Consider the following 16786-nt stretch of genomic DNA (forward strand, 5'->3'; position numbering starts at 1 on the left):
CTGAACGAGGCGATGCGGTGGCATCGTTGAGCGAAGTACACTAGTTCAATTCTTGCATAGTCTATTATGAAAAATTCGAAAGGTGGATATAAAACATGAATACATCAATGTCCTGGATTAAAATGTATGTGCCGGATCTGGATGTAACAGCCCAGGAATACACAGATGCCATGACACTGTCAGGAACAAAAGTGGAAGGCTTCGAAAAACTGGATGCAGATCTCGACAAGATCGTGATCGGACAGATTGACAAAATAGAAAGACACCCTGATGCAGACAAACTCATCATCTGCCAGGTAAACATCGGAACAGAGACCATTCAGATCGTAACAGGTGCCCCGAATGTCAAAGAAGGAGACAAAGTACCGGTCGTTCTGGACGGCGGACGTGTTGCAGGCGGTCATGACGGCAAAATGACTCCTGGCGGCATCAAGATCAAAAAAGGTAAACTCAGAGGCGTAGAATCCTGCGGTATGATGTGCTCCATCGAAGAACTTGGAAGCACAAGAGAAATGTATCCGGAAGCTCCGGAATACGGCATCTACATTTTCCCGGAAGATGCAGTTGTAGGCGAGAGCGCGATCAAAGCACTCGGTCTTGATGATGTTGTTATTGAATACGAGATCACATCCAACCGTGTAGACTGCTACGGTGTACTTGGAATCGCAAGAGAAGCAGCAGCCACTTTTGACAAAAAATTCGTTCCTCCTGTAGTAAAAGAAACAGGAAACGACGAAAAAGCATCTGACTATGTCAAAGTTACCGTAGAAGATCCGGAACTTTGCCCGAGATATACAGCAAGAGTTGTCAAAAACGTCAAGATCGGACCATCCCCGAAATGGATGCAGAGATGTCTGGCTTCCAACGGAATCCGCCCGATCAACAACCTCGTTGATATCACAAACTATGTTATGGAAGAATATGGCCAGCCGATGCATGCATACGATCTGGATACCATCGAAGGCAGAGAGATCATTGTACGCCGTGCAAAGGCAGGCGAGAAATTTGTAACCCTGGATGGTCAGGAACGTGAGATGGACGACCAGGTTCTGATGATCTGCGACGGCAAGAAAGCAGTCGGCATCGCCGGAATCATGGGTGGAGAAAACTCCATGATCACAGACAATGTACACACGGTACTTTTTGAGGCAGCATGCTTCAACGGAACAAACATCCGTCTTTCTTCCAAGAGGATCGGACTTCGTACCGATGCATCCGGTAAATTCGAAAAAGGTCTTGACCCGAACAATGCCAAAGCAGCAATCGACCGTGCATGCCAGCTTATGGAAGAACTGGGAGCAGGTGAAGTCGTAGGCGGAATCGTAGATATCTGTAACGAGACAAGAGAACCTTCCAGAGTACCGTTTGAGCCGGAGCGCATCAACGCACTTCTCGGAACAGACCTTACAAAAGAAGAAATGCTTGCATACCTTGCAAAAGTAGAACTGACTCTGGACCCGGAGACAAATGAGATCGTAGCTCCGACATTCCGTCAGGATATCCACTGCATGGCAGACGTGGCAGAGGAAGTTGCAAGATTCTTCGGATATGACAAGATCCCGACCACACTTCCGACAGGAGAAGCTACCACAGGAAGACTTCCATTCAAACTTCGCATCGAGAACGTGGCAAGAGATATCGCTGAGTACTGCGGATTTTCAGAGGGAATGACCTACTCCTTCGAAAGCCCGAAAGTATTCGACAAACTTCGCATTCCGGAGGATAGCGACCTTCGCAAAGCGATCACGATCAGCAACCCGCTTGGAGAGGACTACAGCATCATGCGTACAACAACTCTGCATGGCATGCTTTCTTCTCTGGCAACAAACTACAACAGAAGAAACAAAGGCGTTCGTCTGTATGAGATCGGCAAAGTATATCTGCCAAAAGCACTGCCGCTGACAGAACTTCCGGATGAGAGAACACACTTCACTCTTGGAATGTACGGCGCAGGAGACTTCTTTGATATGAAGGGCGTTGTAGAAGAATTCTTCGAAAAATCCGGAATGAAGAAAAAAGTCCACTACACACCGGACAGCAACAAGACTTATCTGCATCCGGGCAGACAGGCAAACATCAGCTACGAAGGCAAAGTAGTCGGTTACCTCGGAGAAGTTCATCCGATCGTTGCAGATAACTATGGAATCGGTGAGAGAACTTACATCGCAGTCATCGATATCCAGAATATCCTTGAATTCTGCGGATTCAACCACAAATTTACAGGAATCGCCAAATATCCGGCAGTTACCCGTGACTTAAGTATGGTTGTTCCGAAACATGTCCTTGCAGGACAGATCGAGGATGTCCTTGAGCAGAGAGGCGGCAAGATCCTTGAATCTTACCAGCTCTTCGATATCTACGAGGGTGCACAGATCAAACCTGGATACAAGTCCATGGCTTATTCTGTGGTATTCCGTGATCATGAAAAGACTCTTGAAGAAGCTGAGATCACAACAGCAATGAAGAAGATCCTGAATGGTCTGACAGACCTTGGAATCGAGCTGAGAAGCTGATGAAACTTTATGTTGTACGGCACGGGGAAACTGTGTGGAACAAACTTCATAAGGTACAGGGAGTAGCAGATATCCCGCTTGCCGAAAATGGAATCCTTCTTGCCGAAAAGACAGGGGAAGCATTAAAAGATGTTTCTTTTGACCTCTGTATCACCAGCCCGCTCATAAGAGCCAGAAAGACAGCCGAGCTGATCCTTGAGAAACAGTCGGGAAAGGTTTCGGTGATCGAGGATGCAAGGATTCAGGAGATCAACTTCGGTGTCCTGGAAGGTGTCGTGTGCATGAACGATGCGCGTGAATATCTGGATCCGCAGATGGAGAAGTTTTTTACAGATCCATGGAACTTTGAACGTCCGAAGGATGGGGAAAACATTCAGGATATCCTCACTCGGACAAAGGACTTCTGGGAAGAACTCATCCACGATCCCGCTCTTCAGGATAAGACGATCCTGATCGCATCTCATGGATGTGCGGTAAGAGCACTTCTTCATAATGTATATAATGATCCGAAGGATTTCTGGCATGGTTTTGTTCCTCCAAACTGCAGTGTCAATGTAGTTGAGGTCACAGATGGCAAGGCCGTTCTTCTGGAAGATGACAAAGTATATGCATAAATAAAACGAAATAAGACAGCCTGGAAACTTTTTGACAGAGTTTCCGGGCTGTTTTTGTGTTATCCGGGGAAAATGTGTCCAAAGTGTGAGACTTTTGGTAAAGTGGAGAAAACAACTTGTTCACAAAAAAGTGGTATGATATGATAAGAAACAGAAATAGGAGGTAAGCTATGAGAAAAAAAGCGTTAAATGTAATACTTTTTCTGGCAGTTGTGATCGCGGCTGTCGGAATGACACTTTATGTTGGCCGCGGAGCTGCCAGCATACTGGTTTACAACTTCTGCTTTCTGGGAATTATGGTGATCGCTTATGCGGTGGGAATGTTCGGCGGAATGTTCCGCATGAATGACCTTTCCAGAGCATTCCGTGATGCGGCAGATGAGCTTAAGGATATTTTTCAGTCACCAGGCAAGATCGATACAAGCAAGCTTTCTTCCCTGAACGGCATTTTTCATCACCGTTATCTGGATGACAAGATGCAGGCATTCACCGATACGATTTCTCAGAGTCAGGAGGGAATTGGTGATATTGAGGAATATCTGAATGAGGAAGACGTGGATGAACACATTCACAAGAGGCTTCTGGAAATGGTGCCGGATATCTTTACCAGCCTTGGTATCCTTGGTACTTTCGTAGGTCTTGTATGGGGACTTAAGAACTTTGAACCAAGCAACTATGAGGCGATGACAACTTCCGTTGCGTCTCTGGTAGATGGTATCAAGGTTGCGTTCCTGACTTCTATTTATGGTATTGCGATGTCCATCGTTTACAGCTGTGGCATGAAATCAGAATATTCTTCTCTGACATCCAATCTCCAGAGCTTTCTGGATCGTTTCCATACATATGTCATGCCGACTGCTGAGAGCGAGTCCATGAACATTCTGGTTGCAAGCCAGAAGAACCAGACAGCAGCCATGGAACAGATGGCAGAGAAATTCTCTGTGCAGATGGCAGACAGCTTTGAGAAAGTCATCACTCCGACTTTCCAGAAGATGAACGATTCTCTCGATGTGCTGGTCAATTCTGTCACCAAATGTCAGGAAGATGCGATCAAGGAGATCCTGGATACGTTCCTTAAGGAAATGAATCTTTCCTTCAAGACACAGTTCGAGGATTTTGGCAGAGCACTTACACAGCTTAAGGATGCACAGACGGATAATACGAATTACACGACAAATCTCTATCAGTCCATGAGCCGTCAGTTAAGTGAGGCCTATGCGGAGCATGAGCATATGATGAGAAGCATGCTTGAGGATACCAGCGCCGCTCAGAAGGATTATCTGGATATGGCTGGCCGCATCCTCAAGGACAACCAGGCGATCCAGAAGGAACAGCAGGCAGATTATCAGCACCTTGCGGATTATCTCAAGGAAGCAGAGTCTTCTTCCGCGAAGTTCTGGGTTGCATGTAACCAGACTATGCAGAAATATGTCGAGGCGGCTGCACAGGGAATGGATAAGATCACAGCATCCGGCAAGCGAAATGCAGAACTTGCACAGGCAAATCAGCAGGTTGTTGCAGAGTTCGATGCGAGACTTCAGGAATTTATGAATTACCAGAAACTGTCTTACAAGACCATGGATCAGGTACGCCGTCTTCTTGCGGATATTTCCGCGGTAGGAAGCAGCAAGAACGTGACACTGACTGCCGGACAGATGACGCAGAAGCAGTCTTTCGACAAATTAGAAGAACTTCTGGAGCAGCAGGGAGATCAGCAGCAGGCACTTCTTGAAGAACTGAACCGCAATTTACGCGAACTGACCAAGGGAGCACAGAAAGGCAAATTTGGTATATTCAGATAGAATAGGAGAATCAGATGCGCAGAAAGAAAAAATCAGAAAACAACGGCTTCAATGTCTGGCGTTCTTATTCTGATATGATGGCAGGTGTCCTTCTGCTTTTTGTGCTGATCATGTGTGTGACCCTTTTTCAAGCCCAAAAAAGCTACAACGAGAGTATCCAGGAGAGAGATGACAAAATCGCTCTTCAGGAAGAATACACACAGCAGCTTCTGGACAAGCAGACTGCCCTCGATGAGAAGGAAGGAACGATCCAGAATCAGGACGAACAGCTCAAGAGCCAGGATGAACAGCTCAAGACACAGCAGGAAAAACTGGATGAGCAGCAGCAACAGCTGACTGCACTGGCGGCCAAGCTCAAAGAACAGGAAGCAACACTTAAGAGCCAGCAGTCCGCTCTTGATACCAAAACTGCACAGCTTAAGAGCCAGCAGGAACAGATCGACCAGATCATCGGTGTCAAGGCAGAGGTTATCGAGGCACTGAAGAATGAATTTTCCAAAAATAATATCAATGTAGATATCGATGCACAGACCGGTGCGCTGACGCTGGAAGCAAGTGTCATGTTCGACTATGACCAGGCAGAACTGACCGATGCCGGTAAGCAGGCACTGGAGCAGATCCTTCCGATCTACTGTAAAGTTCTTCTGCAGGATGATTATATGAAGTATCTTGCAGAGATCATCATTGACGGTTATACCGATACAGACGGGGATTACAGCTATAACCTCCAGCTCTCCCAGCAGAGATCTCTGGCGGTGGCTCAGTATCTTCTTGATATTCAGGGGAATTTCCTGGATTCCACACAGTCAGCGAACCTTCAGAATTATCTGACAGTAAACGGGCATTCCATGGCGAATCCTGTCCTTGACGCAGATGGAAATGTCGATAAGGATGCATCCAGACGAGTGGAGATCAAGTTCCGCCTGAAGGATGAAGAGATGATCGATGAACTGAATCAGATCATGAGCAGCTCTTCAGATACTGCTTCTGCGGATACTGCTTCCTCTTCCGACAATACATCTGCGAATTAAATAAAAAACTTCTTGCAATTAAGAATCTTTTATAGTATAATTGTACATGTTGTAAAAACGATGGTCCTCTGTTACAAGATTATGTATTAAGAACATCCAGATAAGAATAGGAGAGAATAAAATGAACGACATTATCAAAAACATTGAGTCTGCTCAGTTAAAAGCAGAAGTACCGCAGTTCCGCGTTGGTGACACAGTAAGAGTACACGCTATGATCAAAGAGGGAAACCGTGAGAGAATCCAGATCTTTGAGGGAACTGTTCTTAAGAGACAGGGCGGAAGCACAAGAGAAACTTTCACAGTAAGAAAGAGCTCCAACGGTGTTGGTGTTGAGAAGACATGGCCGCTTCACTCCCCGCACGTTGTTAAAGTAGAAGTTATCCGTCAGGGTAAAGTTCGCCGTGCTAAGCTGAACTACCTGAGAGATCGTGTAGGTAAAGCTGCAAAGGTTAAAGAACGCGTTAGATAATGTATTTTATCTGAAAATTTCAAAAGTTTTAAAAGCAGGGACAATAACGAACAGCTATTGTCCCTCTTTTCCATTATGGAGAGAACAGTTATGAATATAAAAAACTGGAAAGAACATCCCAAAGTCCTGGAACTGAGGGCGAAACTGGAGGACCGCAAGACCCGGGGAATCCTGAAATGGGCCTTTCAGATCACCGTGACACTTGTGTTTGCAGCAGTTGTGGCATTGATGATGTTTCAGACTGTGACAATGCAGGAGAATTCTATGGAACCGACGATCTCCGTCGGCGACCGTTTTTTTGTAAATAAAGCAGTATATAAGTTTTCTTCGCCGCAGAGAGGCGATCTGATCGTTTTTCGGACGAGTGCCAGTGATGATGCGGCTCTGCATATCCGGAGAGTGATCGGGCTTCCGGGGGAACGGATCCAGATCTCGAATGGCAAGATCCTGATCGACGGCAAAGAATACGAAGAGGCAAACCAGTTTCCTGAGATCACGAATCCGGGGCTGGCTTCCACTACAGTAACGCTGGAATCCGGGGAGTATTTCGTCCTGGGAGACAAACGGAACAACAGTGAGGACAGCCGATATGCAGATATTGGAAATGTGAAGAAACGATACATTGTCGGTAAGCTGTGGTTTACCTGCTCGCCGATGAAGAAGTTTGGTTTTATGAAAGGTTAAGACAGATATGAATATACAATGGTATCCTGGTCATATGACCAAGGCAAAAAGACAGATGCAGGAAGATTTGAAACTGATCGATCTGATCATAGAGCTGGTAGATGCCAGAGTGCCGCTTTCCAGCAGGAACCCGGATATCGACCAGCTTGGGCAGAACAAATCCCGTCTGATCCTTCTGAACAAGGCTGATCTCGCAGACGAGAGACAGAATGAAGCATGGAAGGAATACTTTCAGAGCAAGGGCTTTTATGTAGTCAAAGTCGATTCACGCAGCGGTTCGGGAATGAAAATGATCCAGAACGTGATCCAGGAGGCCTGCAAAGAAAAGATCGAGCGTGATCGCAGAAGAGGGATCAAGAACCGTCCGATCCGTGCGATGGTAGCCGGAATCCCGAATGTTGGTAAATCCACATTTATCAACACCTTTGCCGGAAAAGCCTGTGCCAAGACCGGAAACAAACCGGGTGTGACCAAGGGCAAACAGTGGATTCGCCTGAACAAGAACGTAGAACTTCTGGACACCCCGGGAATTCTCTGGCCGAAATTTGAAGACCAGCTTGTAGGAATCCGCCTTGCCTGTGTCGGCTCTATCAAGGATGATATCCTGAACATCGAGGAACTGGCTCTCTGGCTTCTCGAGAAACTGAAAAAGGATTATCCGGGAGCTCTTGAGAAACGTTATGGGATTTCTGAGGAGGGAACTCCACTTGAGACACTTGAGGCGATCGCCAGAGCGAGGGGATGCCTGAAACGTGGAGAAGAACTGGACTATGTGAAGACTTCCGGGCTGATCTTCGACGATTTCCGCGGAGGCAAGATCGGACGCATTACCCTGGAATGGGCAGGACAGCAGGAGAATAATTAAATGAAAAAGATAGGCGAGATCAAAGAAGAATTTGCCGCAGCCAGTGAAGGTCAGTGGGCAGATCTGTGTGCAGGTTACGCGGAGGACCAGAGAAGCGGCGTACAGAAGATCGTTTCTCAGTATCAGAAGAAATTGGAGAATCTTGAGAAGGAAAAACTCCGCATGGAGCAGATGATGCAGTATGAGCATGAATACGAACATCTGGGATATCTCTGTGGTATTGATGAGGTTGGAAGGGGGCCGCTTGCAGGACCGGTGGTTGCCTGCGCAGTGATTCTGCCGAAGGATTATGATATCCTTTATCTGAACGATTCCAAGAAACTGACAGCACACAAGAGAGAAGAACTCTATGATGTCATCATGGAGAAAGCTGTCGCGGTAGGCATCGGCATGGCAAGTCCACAGAGGATCGATGAGATCAACATTCTCCAGGCGACTTATGAGGCAATGTGGGAGGCAATCAGTAAGCTTAAAGTCACTCCGCAGCTTCTTCTCAACGATGCAGTGACGATTCCGCAGGTGACGATCCCGCAGGTTCCGATCATCAAGGGAGATGCCAAGAGCGCATCCATTGCAGCGGCTAGCATTGTTGCCAAGGTCACAAGGGACAGAATGATGGTTGAGTATGACAAGACTCTGCCGGGATACGGATTTGCTTCCAATAAGGGCTATGGCTCATCGGAGCACATTGAAGCCCTCAAGAAATATGGTCCGTCCCCGATACACAGAGCAAGTTTTATCACACACTTCGTATAAAATTTTATAAATACCAAAGATACCGACACATAAAAAAGAAAAGAGCGGGCGCGTATCAACAAACGTAAAGTAGGCAGTCGTCATGAAGAACAGGCGGCTGCCTTTCTGGAAAAACAAGGGCTTAAGATCCTTGAACACAATTTTTTCCGCCGGGGAGGCGAGATTGACCTGGTTGCGAAAGACGGAAAATATCTTGTTTTTGTAGAAGTGAAATACCGGGCGACAACAACTTCCGGAGAAGCGGCAGCAGCCGTAGACTTTAAGAAACAGCGTCGGATCAGCAGGGCGGCACAGTTTTATCTGCTCCGTTATGGATATGGGGAGCCTCCATGCAGATTTGATGTGGTGGCAATTGACGGAGATGAGATCCAGTGGATCAGAAATGCGTTTGATTACTGCGGATAAAATGCAGAGAGGAGAGTACACGATGATAAAGATAAAATGGCATCAGGAAAACGAACCCAGGATGCATGTGAATACAAGAGAAGGTGTAACGTATCTTACCTATCCGGAATTTGACAGACTGCCGGGATTTGTGCATGCATTCAGCACCAGACTTGGCGGTGTCAGTGAGGGGATCTATTCTTCTATGAACTTAAGTTTTACAAGAGGTGACAAAGACGAGGCGGTAAGAGAAAATTATCGCAGACTGGCAGATGCAGTCGGTTTCAAAATGGAAGATATCGTGACTTCTGACCAGACACATACGGCAAATGTGCGCCTTGTCACAGAAGAAGACCGCGGAAACGGCATCACGAAACCAAGACCGTACACAGACGTGGATGGGATGATCACCAATGTACCGGGGCTGGTCCTTGCGACATTTTACGCGGATTGTGTGCCTCTGTACTTTATCGATCCGGTGCACCGCGCGATCGGACTTTCTCATTCCGGATGGAGAGGAACGGTGGCAAAGATCGGTGAGGTCACAGTTCGAAGGATGCAGGAAGAATTCGGCTCTGACCCGTCGGAGATCTACGGTGCAGTCGGTCCATCCATCTGCCAGGACTGTTATGAAGTGAGTGAAGATGTGATCGAACAGTTCCGCGCTGCTTTCCCACAAGACAAGTGGGATGCTCTGTTTTATGGTAAGCCGGATGGCAAATACCAGCTGGATCTCTGGGAGGCAAATCACCAGATCATGCTGGGAGCAGGCTTGAAAGAAGAACATATTTCCATGCCAAATCTGTGCACCTGCTGCAATCCGGAATTCCTTTTTTCGCACAGGGCTTCCCATGGCAGGAGAGGAAATCTGGGGGCATTTCTGGGGATCCGCTGATAAGATACAACTACAACTGCACAGGCAATAAAAAACGGGCTGCATACAGTACAAAAACTGTATACAGCCCGTAAATATACATGTAAGAGAAAAATCAGCGTTTACTTACTTTTTCCATCAGCTCCATGATCTTTTCGTTGCTGGAACGAACTTTCTCTACAGATAGGTCATGGTTGATGATGTCCATGATACTTGCAAGGTATTTGCTCATGTTTGCTTCGACGTAATATGGTCTTGTGAGCAGTTCAGGATCACGGTAGTTCAGGTTGGTGGTGATAACCTTGTCGATCCAGCCTTTCTCATAGTATTCATCGAATTTCTTGAGACCGTCTGTGAACAGACCGTAAGTAGTACAGATGAAGACACGCTTTGCTTTACGTTCCTTGATCTGCTTGGCAACATCGAGCATACTCTCTCCGGAAGAGATCATATCGTCGATGATGACAACATCCTTGCCCTCTACGGAATCTCCGAGGAACTCATGGGCAACGATCGGGTTCTTGCCGTTGACAACGGTAGAATAATCACGACGTTTGTAGAACATACCCATATCAACACCGAGAATGTTAGAGAAATATACTGCTCGTGACATCGCACCCTCATCCGGGCTGATGATCATCAGATGATCGTTGTCAAGCTTGAAGTCCTTGACTTCTTTAACCAGTGCTTTGAGGAACTGGTAGGTCGGGAAGAAGTTATCAAATCCGTTGAGCGGGATGGAGTTCTGTACACGTGGGTCATGCGCATCAAAAGTGATAAAGTTGGAAACGCCCATATCACTTAATTCCTTGAGCATCAGTGCACAGTCAAGAGATTCTCTCTTGGTACGGCGGTGCTGACGTCCTTCGTAAAGGAACGGCATGATGACGTTGATACGATGAGCTTTACCGGTAGCTGCGGAAATGATCCTCTTGAGATCCTGATAATGGTTGTCCGGTGACATGTGGTTCTCATGACCGCATACGGTGTAAGTTTCTGTGTAGTTGGTGATATCTACCATGATAAAGAGATCGGCACCACGAACAGATTCTTTGATGTAACCCTTGCCCTCGCCGGTACCGAAGCGGACGCATTCGCACTCGACAAGGAAAGAAGGAAGGCTGTATCCCTGTGGTACAGTGCTCGGTTTCTTCTTTGCTACAAGTTCTTTACGGAATTTTACAAGTTTCTTGTCAACCTCTTTTGCAAGATCCTGACATCCGGCAAGTGCTGCAATACGGATGGGAGCAACCGGGGTCGCTTTTTCAAGTAACTCTATATTTGGCATAATATTCCTCCTAGGTATAGTTTTTCAAACTGAGTCCTACTACATTTATAACATTTGACCTAAATCCCGTCAAGGAATTTATTGATTTTTACCCGGAGAATTGTTATCATAGTAATGATCCGGATATGGACGAAGGCATATCCGAATGATAAAAAGAAAGGAACACCATGAAAAAAAAGAAACATAAGATTTCCAAAGTTCTTCCTGGAAGCATCGGCGAGGAGCTGGAGCTGGAGCCGGGAGATGTGCTGGCAGAGATCAATCATCAGGCGGTGGAGGATGTTTTTGATTACCGTTATCTGATGAACGATGAATATATAGAACTTCTTATAGAGAAAGCCAACGGAGAGATCTGGGAGCTGGAAGTGGAGAAGGATTATGATGAGGATCTGGGGATAGAGTTTGAGAATGGCCTGATGGATGATTACCGTTCCTGCAGCAACCATTGCATGTTCTGCTTTATCGACCAGATGCCGCCGGGAATGAGGGAGACTCTCTATTTTAAGGATGATGATTCCAGGCTTTCCTTCCTGCAGGGAAATTATGTGACATTGACGAATATGAGCCAGGAGGATATTCAGAGGGTGATCAAATATCACCTGTCTCCGATCAATGTTTCTTTCCAGGCAATGAATCCGAAGCTTCGCTGCAAGATGCTCCACAACCGTTTCGCGGGAGATGCCCTCAAGAAAGTGGACCAGCTTTACGAGGCGGGGATCACCATGAACGGACAGATCGTTCTGTGTAAGGGAGTCAACGACGGTGAGGAACTGGAGTACAGCCTGGAGAAGCTTTCTGCATATGCGCCGGTCCTTCAAAGCGTGTCCGTGGTTCCGGTAGGTCTGACGAAATTCCGCGACGGACTTTATCCATTGGAGAGTTTTGAGCGGGAGGATGCGATCAAAGTCCTCGAGCAGATCCATCGCTGGCAGCGTAAGATGTACAAAGAACATGGAATCCATTTCATCCATGCTTCTGATGAGTGGTATATTCTTGCGGGACTGGAACTTCCGGAGGAGGAGCGTTATGATGGTTATCTTCAGCTTGAGAACGGTGTGGGAATGCTGAGACTTCTGGATACGGAAGTCAGACTGGCCGTCGAGAAACGCACGGGAGATGACAAACCGAGATCCATTACCGTTGCGACTGGCAAGCTGGCAGCACCTTATATCGAGAAATGTCTGGAACGGATTTCCACGAAATATCCGAATCTTGAGTATGAAGTGATCACGATCAGAAACAATTTCTTCGGCGAAAAGATCACAGTTTCCGGACTTATCACAGGAACCGATCTGAGGGAACAGCTTTCAGACCGCAAACTGGGTGAGAGGGTCCTGATCCCATGCAATATGCTCCGGAGCGGCGAGAATGTTTTTCTGGATGATCTGACTGTGGAGGATGTTTCAGAGGCAATTGGAAGAGAAATCGTAATCGTAGAGGAAGACGGGGAAGATCTGGTATCTTCTGTACTGGACCCCGTTCATAATAAAAAACAGATAAGGAGACAAATGTATGAGCAAACCAGTAGTGGCAATAGTGGGCAGGCCTAATGTCGGCAAATCCACTTTGTTTAACGCCCTGGCAGGCGAAATGATATCTATTGTAAAAGATACACCGGGTGTGACCCGTGACAGGATTTATGCAGATGTGACATGGCTGGACAAATCCTTTACCATGATCGATACCGGCGGAATCGAGCCGGACAGCGGCGACATCATTCTTTCTCAGATGAGAGAGCAGGCGCAGATCGCGATCGATACCGCTGATGTTATCGTATTTATCACTGATGTACAGCAGGGACTTGTGGATTCTGATGCGAAGGTTGCAGACATGCTGCGCCGCAGCCAGAAACCGGTCATTCTTGTTGTAAACAAAGTAGACAGCGTTCAGAAATATATGATGGACGTTTATGAATTCTACAATCTGGGAATCGGAGAACCAGTACCGATTTCAGCAGCCAACCGCACCGGACTTGGTGATATGCTGGATGAGATCGTCAAGGAATTTCCTGAGGATCTTGATACAGAGGAGGAAGATGATATCCCGAAGATCGCCGTTGTAGGTAAACCGAATGTCGGCAAGTCTTCTCTTATCAACCGGCTTCTCGGCGAGGATCGTGTGATCGTGTCCGATATCGCAGGAACCACAAGAGATGCTGTTGATGCCAAGGTCAAATGGCAGGGCAAGGAATACATCTTCATCGATACCGCCGGACTTCGCCGCAAAGGCAAGATCAAAGAAGAGATCGAGCGTTACAGCGTGATCCGTACTGTGACCGCAGTAGAGCGTGCACATGTTGTCGTGATCGTGATCGATGCGACAGAGGGTGTTACCGAACAGGATGCCAAGATCGCCGGAATTGCACATGAGCGCGGCAAGGGCGTTATCATTGCAGTGAATAAATGGGATGCCGTTGAGAAGGACGACAAGACTATCTACAAACACACAAACCGTATCAGAGAAGTGCTGGCATATATGCCGTACGCAGAACTTGTATTTATCTCTGCCAAGACAGGCCAGCGTCTGCCGAAGCTTTTTGAGACCATTGATGCTGTTATCGAGAATCAGACACTCCGCATCCAAACCGGTGTGCTCAATGAGATCCTCGCAGAGGCCGTTGCCATGCAGCAGCCGCCGTCTGACCGTGGTAAGCGTCTCAAGATCTTCTATATGACTCAGGTTGGAGTGCGTCCGCCGACATTCGTTATCTTTGTAAACGACAAAGAACTGATGCATTTCTCCTACACCCGTTATATTGAGAACAAGGTAAGGGATGCATTCGGTTTCCGCGGCACACCGCTGAAATTTATTATCCGTGAACGCGGGGAAAAGAGTTGAATGAAATGACTGAACGTTTGATATGCCTTCTGGTCGGTTATGTTTTTGGACTGTTTCAGACTTCTTATATTATTGGAAAGATGCATAAGACAGATATCCGTGAACATGGAAGCGGCAATGCAGGAACCACCAATGCCCTGCGTACCTTTGGCAAAAAAGCCGGCGCGATGACGCTTCTTGGCGACTGTCTCAAATGTGTGCTGGCGATCGTGGCCGTGCGATTGATCTTCCGTAACTCTGCCGCTGATGTCATGCCTCTGCTTGCGATCTATGCGGCAGCAGGTTGCGTCCTTGGACATAACTTTCCGATCAACCTTGGATTTCGCGGTGGAAAGGGGATCGCGGCATCTGTTGGATTCCTGATCACTTTTGACTGGAGAATTTTTGTCCTCTGTGCGATCGTGTTCTTTGTGATCTTTTTCCTGACACATTATGTTTCACTGTGCTCATTAAGCTGCTATATGGTTGCACTGATCGCACTGATCGTGCGCGGCGAGCATGGTGCTTACGGGATGGACAGACCACACACCCTGGAGATGTACGGGGTGATGGTGTTTCTGACCTGCCTTGCGTTCTGGAGACACAGAGCCAATATCGTGAGGCTGGTACGCGGAGAAGAAAACAAAGTACTTGTCGGAAAATCAAAGAAAGGTTAAAAGGTAGCATATATGGCAAAAATCAGTGTATTGGGAGCAGGAAGCTGGGGAACTGCACTTTCAGTCCTTCTGAGCAATAATGGACATGAGGTTCGTCTCTGGTCCAGATTTCAGGAAGAAGTAGATGCTCTCAAAGAAACGAGAGAACTTACTTCCAAACTGCCGGGGGTACATATCCCGGAGAATATCGATCTTACTGCAGACGTGAAAAGCTGCGTGGAAACCGCAGAAGTGATCGTTCTGGCTGTGCCGTCCCCATATATCAGAAGTACATCGAAATTGATGGCACCTGATGTAAAGGAAGGACAGATCATTGTCAATGTTGCCAAGGGAATCGAAGAAAAGACCCTGATGACCATGACAGACATCATCAGCGAAGAGATCCCGGCAGCAGGCGTCTACGTGCTTTCCGGACCGAGCCACGCAGAGGAAGTGGGAAGAGGGCTTCCGACGACCTGCGTGATCAGCGGACCGAAGAGAGAGACAGCAGAGTATCTCCAGGGGATTTTTACAAGTCCTGTATTCCGCGTTTATACGACACCGGATACGCTCGGCGTAGAACTTGGAGGCTCACTCAAGAATGTGATCGCACTTGCGGCAGGAACCGCAGACGGACTTGGATATGGAGACAACACCAAGGCGGCTCTGATCACACGAGGAATTGCGGAGATCGCACGCCTTGGAACGAAGATGGGCGCCAGAGTGGAGACTTTTGGAGGGCTTTCCGGGATCGGAGATCTGATCGTAACCTGCGCGAGTGTCCACAGCCGTAACCGCAAAGCCGGCTATCTGATCGGTAAGGGATACACGATGCAGCAGGCAATGGATGAAGTTCAGATGGTCGTCGAGGGCGTTTATTCCGCCAAGGCAGCCAAGAGCCTTGCTGAGAAATACGAAGTAGAGATGCCGATCATCATGGAAGTCAACAAAGTCCTGTTTGAAGACAAACCAGCAGCCGACGCCGTAAGAGACCTGATGCTCCGCGACAAGAAAGTAGAAACACCAATGCTGCCATGGTAAAAACAGTCAAAAAAGACGATTTTTACCGGCAGATGTTCAAGCTTGCGATTCCGATCATCATTCAGAACCTGCTCAGTGCGGCAGTAAACTCATCGGATGTGATCATGCTGAATTATGTAGGACAGTCTGCGATCTCGGCAGTATCACTGGCAGCAAATTATTCTAACATTCTGTTTATGGTATATTATGGACTGGGCACAGGAGCATCCCTTTTGTGTGCACAGTACTTTGGCAAGAAAAACATGCAGGCGATCCATGCCGTAGAGGGAATTGCCCTTCGCTTTTCGCTTGCAATCTCAGCACTTGTGGCACTGGCTGCATTTACCATGCCGCAGAGGATGTTATTATTATTCACTTCAGATCAGGAACTGATCGCGATCGGATCTTCTTACATACGGATCATGGGAATTACTTATCTCTGCTGGGGAGTGACAGAAATCTACCTTGCGATCCTTCGAAGCATCGGCCGCGTGACGATCAGTATGACATTGAATATGCTGGCATTTGGACTAAACATTCTGTTGAATGCCGTTTTTATTTTTGGACTGTTTGGGGCACCGAAGCTTGGAGTGACCGGTGTGGCGATCGCAACGGCATCTTCCAGGCTGATACAACTCATTGCCTGCGTGATCGTATCTTTGTTGAGCAAAGATGTAAAACTGAATCCAGCTTATATGTTTATCCGAAGCAAGACGCTGCTGAATGATTTCGTCCACCTTTCTCTCCCGGCACTTGGAAATGATCTTTCCTGGAGTGTGGCTTTTTCCATGTATTCCGTAATTCTGGGACATCTTGGAACAGAGGCGGTGGCAGCCAATTCACTGGTGACTGTTGTTCGAAACGTAGGATCTGTTTTCTGCTTTGCGATCGCGAGTGCAGGAACGATCCTTCTCGGCAGAGTGATGGGACAGGGAGAACTCGAGAAATCCAAATCCTATGCGTCCAGAATGCTGAAGATGACAGTTGTGGCAGGAGCAGTAGGAGGTGTGATC

General features: G+C 47.3%; 16 protein-coding genes. 15 read left to right on the forward strand and 1 reads right to left on the reverse strand.

Annotation, left to right across the window (positions count from 1 at the left end; genetic code table 11):
• Positions 1 to 95: 95 nt before the first annotated feature.
• The 10 genes from pheT to pgeF all read left to right on the forward strand — a co-directional run bounded on the left by pheT (position 96) and on the right by pgeF (position 10013).
• Positions 96 to 2513, forward strand: a complete 2418-nt coding sequence (gene pheT, locus WMO75_RS03880) for a phenylalanine--tRNA ligase subunit beta (protein WP_118252441.1) — start codon at positions 96 to 98, stop codon at positions 2511 to 2513.
• Entirely contained in the window at positions 2513 to 3127 is a 615-nt protein-coding gene (locus WMO75_RS03885; RefSeq protein ID WP_022215304.1) for a histidine phosphatase family protein, read from the forward strand. The genes pheT and WMO75_RS03885 overlap by 1 nt, the downstream gene beginning before the upstream one ends.
• Positions 3128 to 3297: 170 nt before the next feature.
• Complete coding sequence (locus WMO75_RS03890) at positions 3298 to 4929, forward strand: MotA/TolQ/ExbB proton channel family protein (protein ID WP_298089622.1); 1632 nt, start codon at positions 3298 to 3300, stop codon at positions 4927 to 4929.
• Between the two features lie 14 nt (positions 4930 to 4943).
• A complete protein-coding gene (locus tag WMO75_RS03895; protein ID WP_118698756.1) occupies positions 4944 to 5960 on the forward strand; it encodes an OmpA family protein in 1017 nt (338 codons plus the stop codon).
• A gap of 121 nt (positions 5961 to 6081) precedes the next feature.
• Positions 6082 to 6429, forward strand: coding sequence for a 50S ribosomal protein L19 (rplS, locus tag WMO75_RS03900; RefSeq protein ID WP_022215307.1), 348 nt, complete (start codon positions 6082 to 6084; stop codon positions 6427 to 6429).
• A gap of 90 nt (positions 6430 to 6519) precedes the next feature.
• The gene (lepB, locus tag WMO75_RS03905) at positions 6520 to 7113 is read left to right on the forward strand and encodes a signal peptidase I (RefSeq protein ID WP_118698755.1); all 594 of its coding nucleotides are present in this window, start codon (positions 6520 to 6522) and stop codon (positions 7111 to 7113) included.
• A gap of 7 nt (positions 7114 to 7120) precedes the next feature.
• The gene (ylqF, locus tag WMO75_RS03910; RefSeq protein WP_022215309.1) at positions 7121 to 7978 is read left to right on the forward strand and encodes a ribosome biogenesis GTPase YlqF; all 858 of its coding nucleotides are present in this window, start codon (positions 7121 to 7123) and stop codon (positions 7976 to 7978) included.
• Positions 7979 to 8734: a ribonuclease HII gene (rnhB, locus tag WMO75_RS03915; protein ID WP_303223258.1), complete on the forward strand. Its 756-nt coding sequence runs from the start codon at positions 7979 to 7981 to the stop codon at positions 8732 to 8734.
• 54 nt (positions 8735 to 8788) lie between these two features.
• Entirely contained in the window at positions 8789 to 9139 is a 351-nt protein-coding gene (locus WMO75_RS03920; protein ID WP_303223265.1) for a YraN family protein, read from the forward strand.
• Between the two features lie 22 nt (positions 9140 to 9161).
• The gene (pgeF, locus tag WMO75_RS03925) at positions 9162 to 10013 is read left to right on the forward strand and encodes a peptidoglycan editing factor PgeF (RefSeq protein WP_022215311.1); all 852 of its coding nucleotides are present in this window, start codon (positions 9162 to 9164) and stop codon (positions 10011 to 10013) included.
• A gap of 94 nt (positions 10014 to 10107) precedes the next feature.
• Here pgeF and WMO75_RS03930 read toward each other — a convergent pair whose 3' ends face one another.
• Positions 10108 to 11280 carry a ribose-phosphate pyrophosphokinase gene (locus tag WMO75_RS03930; protein ID WP_022215312.1) on the reverse strand — a complete coding sequence of 391 codons (1173 nt, stop codon included), beginning with the start codon at positions 11278 to 11280 and terminating at the stop codon, positions 10108 to 10110.
• A 167-nt stretch (positions 11281 to 11447) separates the two neighbouring features.
• On the opposite strand from WMO75_RS03930, the gene WMO75_RS03935 reads away from it, so the two are divergent.
• From WMO75_RS03935 to WMO75_RS03955, 5 genes are all read left to right on the forward strand, one after another.
• Positions 11448 to 12830, forward strand: a complete 1383-nt coding sequence (locus tag WMO75_RS03935; RefSeq protein ID WP_227222447.1) for a DUF512 domain-containing protein — start codon at positions 11448 to 11450, stop codon at positions 12828 to 12830.
• Positions 12793 to 14118, forward strand: a complete 1326-nt coding sequence (gene der, locus WMO75_RS03940; RefSeq protein WP_118698753.1) for a ribosome biogenesis GTPase Der — start codon at positions 12793 to 12795, stop codon at positions 14116 to 14118. Before WMO75_RS03935 ends, der begins: the two co-directional genes overlap by 38 nt.
• A gap of 5 nt (positions 14119 to 14123) precedes the next feature.
• Positions 14124 to 14774: a glycerol-3-phosphate 1-O-acyltransferase PlsY gene (plsY, locus tag WMO75_RS03945; protein WP_303223259.1), complete on the forward strand. Its 651-nt coding sequence runs from the start codon at positions 14124 to 14126 to the stop codon at positions 14772 to 14774.
• Between the two features lie 12 nt (positions 14775 to 14786).
• Positions 14787 to 15794 carry an NAD(P)H-dependent glycerol-3-phosphate dehydrogenase gene (locus WMO75_RS03950; protein WP_118698751.1) on the forward strand — a complete coding sequence of 336 codons (1008 nt, stop codon included), beginning with the start codon at positions 14787 to 14789 and terminating at the stop codon, positions 15792 to 15794.
• Positions 15788 to 16786: MATE family efflux transporter (locus tag WMO75_RS03955; RefSeq protein WP_349077659.1), on the forward strand; the 999-nt coding region annotated here is incomplete at its 3' end. The genes WMO75_RS03950 and WMO75_RS03955, both read left to right, overlap by 7 nt.

Source organism: Blautia intestinihominis (assembly GCF_040096655.1).
Lineage (GTDB): Bacteria > Bacillota > Clostridia > Lachnospirales > Lachnospiraceae > Blautia_A > Blautia_A intestinihominis.